The 5,002-nt window shown below is 56.2% G+C and carries 5 protein-coding genes and 1 riboswitch; of the genes, 2 read left to right on the top strand and 3 right to left on the bottom strand.

The window, feature by feature from the left end; translation table 11 throughout:
• Positions 1-148: 148 nt before the first annotated feature.
• Together AABZ39_00025 and AABZ39_00020 are read right to left on the bottom strand one after the other, a co-directional pair.
• Positions 149-988, bottom strand: coding sequence for a pentapeptide repeat-containing protein (locus AABZ39_00025; protein MEK6793132.1), 840 nt, complete (start codon positions 986-988; stop codon positions 149-151).
• 32 nt (positions 989-1,020) lie between these two features.
• The gene (locus tag AABZ39_00020; GenBank protein MEK6793131.1) at positions 1,021-2,478 is read right to left on the bottom strand and encodes a S41 family peptidase; all 1,458 of its coding nucleotides are present in this window, start codon (positions 2,476-2,478) and stop codon (positions 1,021-1,023) included.
• Between the two features lie 123 nt (positions 2,479-2,601).
• A riboswitch (TPP riboswitch) is annotated at positions 2,602-2,697 on the top strand.
• 55 nt (positions 2,698-2,752) lie between these two features.
• On the opposite strand from AABZ39_00020, the gene thiM reads away from it, so the two are divergent.
• Together thiM and AABZ39_00010 are read left to right on the top strand one after the other, a co-directional pair.
• A complete protein-coding gene (gene thiM / locus AABZ39_00015; GenBank protein MEK6793130.1) occupies positions 2,753-3,550 on the top strand; it encodes a hydroxyethylthiazole kinase in 798 nt (265 codons plus the stop codon).
• A gap of 19 nt (positions 3,551-3,569) precedes the next feature.
• Positions 3,570-4,277, top strand: coding sequence for a GDSL-type esterase/lipase family protein (locus tag AABZ39_00010; protein ID MEK6793129.1), 708 nt, complete (start codon positions 3,570-3,572; stop codon positions 4,275-4,277).
• 3 nt (positions 4,278-4,280) lie between these two features.
• Here AABZ39_00010 and AABZ39_00005 read toward each other — a convergent pair.
• Positions 4,281-5,002, bottom strand: a 722-nt coding sequence (locus AABZ39_00005; GenBank protein MEK6793128.1) for a DUF4886 domain-containing protein, incomplete at its 5' end; no start/stop codon positions are given.

Raw genomic sequence — 5,002 nt, 5'->3', positions numbered from 1 at the left:
CGAGAAAGAACGGAAGGGCAGCTGAACATTTTCACCCGAAAGATGATACCTGCTGTGCGTTGTTCTCCATACGCTTCATTGCATTCTCTGTGCCCTCCGTGGTTTTATTTTCTTACGTGATGATTCGGGAACGTCCCGAGCGGACGGTTCATCGTACGCCGCGGCGGCCGGCGCGTTTTATCTTTGACATGAAATCGAGACGGACATTGAAGCGCGCCTCGCGCACGTCGGGGTAGGTGACGAACACGGCGTTGGAAAAATTTGATTCCTTGTAAAAATCCGTTTTTGTGAACGTCGAGGGGCCGATGAAGTGCGCATTCGCAAAAATGCCTTTGCCGTGGAATGAGCCGTACGAGAACTTCGTATCCGCAATGAACGATGCGTTGGCGAAATTCGCGTCCTCGTTGAATACCGCCTTCTCGAAATCGGTGGCCGCTCCGAACACGGCGCCGCTGAATGCCGCTTCCTTCACGAATTTGACGCCGGCGAACGACGTCTCCTTCTGGATGTCGATATTGGAGAAGTCGGCCTTGCCGTAGAACACGGCCCCGTCGAACCGTGCATTCCCGCGGACGACAGTGAGCGCGAACGATGTGTCCGCCCTGAATTCGGCGCGGCTGAAGCGTATGCTCCCGAAGAACGTGTTGTTCGAGAACGATGCCGCTCGCGTGAAGATGACGTTCGAGAAATCGATGTCGTTATCCAAGCGCTCGAGGTCCATGCGCATGCCGTAGGCGAAGCGGGCGCCGGCGAATGAGACCGGTATGCCGCGTGCGAATCCCATGTCGCCGAGGTTCACGTCGCGCGGGAAGACGAAGCCGGAGAAATCGTAGTTCTTCGCCTTGAGGAGCGCCTTCATTTCGGCATTGAACGCGGTCACCTCCTTCGTCTCGAACGACGAATGGAGGATGCAGTAATCATCCTCGGGGAGCGAACTTCGCGCGCATATCCTGCCGTCGCGCATGCGGTAATCGCAAGGCCGCATCATATGCGCTTTTTCGACGCCACGGCGATAACGGCCTACTTGTCCTTGTTCGTCGACGTGAGCGGCGGGAGCGGGTATTTCTTGAAATCGAACGTATCGGGCTTTTTCACGAGACTGACCGCCTCTTTGAGCTGCCGGTCGTACGTCAGGTCTATCACCTTCTTGTAATTCGCCCTGCCGCGCTCGACGTAGATGAGGCGCTCAACGAGCTCGGGGCGTATCTTTATGCAGCTCGCGGTGAGCTTCTGCATGAGCTTCGGGAGCTCAATGGCATCCTTATCCGGCACCGGATTCGTATGGACGTAATCCTTGATGAATTTTCCCTCGCGTATATGCCGCACGGCGACTATCTCATCCTTGCTGAATTCCTCGTCCTCGACCACGATGTTCGGGGGAAGGCCTTCCTTATGGAGGCTGTAGCCCCCCGGGGTGAAGTATTTCGCTACCGTTATCTTACAGGTCACCTTGTTCTTCGGGTCGATGGGGAGCACCTGCTGCACGGAGAATTTCCCGTAGGTCTTCTGGCCGACGAGTATCGCGCGTTTGTTGTCGCGCAGCGCCCCGGCGACTATCTCAGATGCGGATGCGCTGTAGCCGTTGACGAGCACTATCATCGGCGTATCGACACAGATGTCGTTCGCCGCTGTGGCGAAGGCGTCCTTGCTCTGGCTCGCGTCGCGCCCACGGGTATAGACTATCTTCCCCGAGCTTAAGAAGAAATCGGCGACGTTCTGCGCGGTATCGAGGCGTCCGCCGGGATTGTTCCTGAGATCGAGTATGAGCTTTTTCATGCCGAGCGACTTGAGCGAAAGGAGCGAATCCTTGAGCTCCTGCGTCGTCTTATCGCCGAAATTGATAAGGCGCACATAGCCGATGCCCTCGTTCGTGATGAATTCCGTCTTCACGCTCTTGATGATTATTTTCGCGCGAATGAGCGTGACCTTTATCGGCTCGCTTTCACCCTCGCGGGCGAGTGAGATCGTTATTTTCGTTCCTTCCTTTCCGCGGAGTATGCGCACCGCCTGTTCTATCGCCATGCCCTTGGTAGACTTGCCTTCTATTTCCGCGATGATGTCCCCGCTGCGTATCCCCGCGCGCTCCGCCGGCGTACCTTCGATGGGGGCCATGACCATGAGCCAGCCGTCATCGTTCATGCCGAGCTGAATGCCGAGACCGCCGAATTCACCGGCCATTTCCGTAGTGAGCTCTTCGGTGAGCTTTTCATCCATATACATTGTGAATGGATCTTCCACCGCTTCGAGCATACCCTTGATAGCGCCCATCATGAGCTTCCGGGCGGTGGCTTTGTCGGGATCGACATAGTATTCGCGGAGCGTATTGTACACGCCGTTCAGCATGCGGCTGTAATTGAGATAGTCATCGTCCAATTCCTGCGCCTTCGCCTTCGATGGCTGGTAGATCGTGAAAAATGAAATGCAGAGTATGAATACGACGACGGATATCCATACGAGGCGTTCTTTGTTCTTCAGCATGCCAATCTCCGATGAATTCTTACCGGCGATTATAGGTGATTTTCAGCTATTTGCAATGATTCATCCGCACTGCTTATTGACATATTCTCATGATAGAATAGTATGCCCGTATCGATCTTTCCACTTCCGCGGTTGGGGTGCCGGTACGGCCGGCTGAGATAATACCCATTGAACCTGAACCGGGTAATGCCGGCGCTAGGAAACCGAATACGAACGTATTATGGCGACCAGGCGGCTTCGGGCCGCCTTATTTTTTTATTGACAAGGAGACAGTATGGACGCAGCAGCAATCCTCGACAAGGTACGGACGACCCCCCCGCTCGTACATCACATCACCAATTGGGTGACGATATATGACTGTGCTGCCGTGACACGGGCATTCGGCGCCTTTCCCGTCATGGCTCATGCGAAGGAAGAAGCGGCGGATATGACGTCGCTCGCGCAATCGCTCGTGCTCAATATCGGGACGCTGACCGCTGAGCTTATCGATGCGATGGTGACAGCAGGCAGACGCGCCAATGAGAAGGGCATTCCTATCGTGCTCGATGCGGTGGGTGCCGGGGCTACCCCGATGCGCACGGAGGCTGCGAAGAAGCTCCTTAAGGAGATCCATATCGATATCATCAAGGGCAATGCATCCGAGATAGCGGTGCTCGCGGGAATGTCCGCTGAGACGCGCGGTGTGGAATCGGGAAAGGTCGACGGCGATCTTTCCGCCATTGCACGGACTCTGAGCGAGGAGCGTAATGCCGTTATCGTGATAACCGGCGTGCGTGATATCATCGCCTACCGGAAAACGGCGTACGGCATCGATAATGGACATGCGCTCATGGGGCGTGTCGTCGGTACCGGCTGTACGGCGGCATCGGCCATCGGCTGCTTCGCCGCGGTCGAGAAGGATCTGGCAGCGGCAGCAGCGTCCGCGCTTATCTGCTACGGCATTGCCGGGGAGCGTGCGGCGGTGCGTGCGAACGCGCCGGCGGCGTTCAAGATCGCCTTTCATGACGAGATAGCATTGCTCACCGCTCAGGCAATTCGCGGGAAAGAACGGTTCTCGACAGGCGAACGGTGATCGAAAAGAAGGAGATGATATGCTGGAGCATTTCAAGAACCGCATCGATGAAAAGGCGCAGAAGACATCTTCCGCGCCGGTGCTTATCTGCGCGCTCGGCGACAGCGTAACACAGGGCTGCATGCAGGCGGGTGTCATCGATCATGAGAACGTGTATCACGATCAGCTGAAGCGCCTGCTCGAAGCGGCGCATCCCGCAACGACGTTCAGCGTCATAAATGCAGGCGTCGGCGGGGAAACGGCGGCGCAGGGATTGTTCCGGCTTGACCGCGATGTGTTCCGACACAGCCCCGATCTTGTCATCATCGGGTTCTGCCTGAACGATTGCGGCGGCGGAAAGGACGGTATTGCACGATACCGCCAGCACATGAACGGCATCATTTCCGGCATACGTGAGAAGACGGCGGCTGATATCGTCGTGCTTACGCCGAATTTCATGGCGTCGCGTGACAATCCGAACATAGCGGACGTACATCGCGGGAAGACGATGGAGAATATCATAGCACGGCAGATTGACGGAACGCTTGCTCACTATGTCGCTGAGCTGCGCGATATCGCCCGGAAGAACGATGCTCCGCTCGCCGATGTGTACGCCGAATGGGAGGCGATGGAAAAGTGCGGCGAGGATGCCACGGCGCGATTATGCAATGGTCTTAATCATCCGGATGCGGCGGGGCATTCGCTCATCGCACGGACGATAATGCAGCTCATACAGCCCAGCGGGTGATGTTCACTTTCCGGAAGCGACTTGTTTGAAATTATCCACCGCACATTGCGCGCTCTCGCGCAGGAACTGTGCGTCGTCTTCAGCGAGCCCGGACGGTACGAACGATATCTCCGATGTTCGCTTCCCGAAGAGCATGGCGAACCAGACGCATGCCTGCAGATATTCGCCGCGTCTGTTGAGATGAATAAGGTCGCTCGTCAATTTCCAGGCATCATCTTTTTCCTTCTTCCAGGAATACCCCTTAATGAAAGACCCGTCCGGTTCCGGCGGGAGCTTTGGGTACATGAGAGCGGCGAGGTCCGCCTGAGTGTGATGCAGTTTGAATTTCACCGGCTGTTCTGCGCGGGCGCGCTGTACGGCCAGGCCGGTCGGTATGATGCGGCAGTTATATTCCCGTGCGACCTCACTATAGGCATTGGAAAGGCGTTCGAACATGTCGTTCTGGTCCTTCACGTCGCCCTTGGTAAAGAGCGAATGGTCGGCCCTGTATGACCACGTCATCTGAATGACTATCTCTGCCTGCGGGGCGTGACGCCGGACATGCGAATAGATATTGCTGAACCACGGCTGATAGCTGTTCGACTGATAGCTCAGCGGGCTTGCCTGCTGCATCGTAACGATATCCCATTGATCGAGCGTAAGGAGTTCGGTGAGATCATATCTTTTCTGATACGGCTTATACGCAGCATCGCTTTCCGCTTTCTTGAGCTCGTTCCAGTGCCGTT

The sequence above is a fragment of the Spirochaetota bacterium genome (assembly GCA_038043445.1).
Lineage (GTDB): Bacteria > Spirochaetota > Brachyspiria > Brachyspirales > JACRPF01 > JBBTBY01.
The sequence above is the reverse complement of the archived record's forward strand: the minus strand, read 5'-3'. Positions and strand labels throughout refer to the sequence as shown.

Coding starts and splice junctions, on each gene's coding strand:
- AABZ39_00025 (MEK6793132.1), bottom strand. CDS start 988: ATGATGCGGCCTTGCGATTACCGCATGCGCGACGGCAGGATATGCGCG.
- AABZ39_00010 (MEK6793129.1), top strand. CDS start 3,570: ATGCTGGAGCATTTCAAGAACCGCATCGATGAAAAGGCGCAGAAGACA.
- AABZ39_00020 (MEK6793131.1), bottom strand. CDS start 2,478: ATGCTGAAGAACAAAGAACGCCTCGTATGGATATCCGTCGTCGTATTC.
- thiM (MEK6793130.1), top strand. CDS start 2,753: ATGGACGCAGCAGCAATCCTCGACAAGGTACGGACGACCCCCCCGCTC.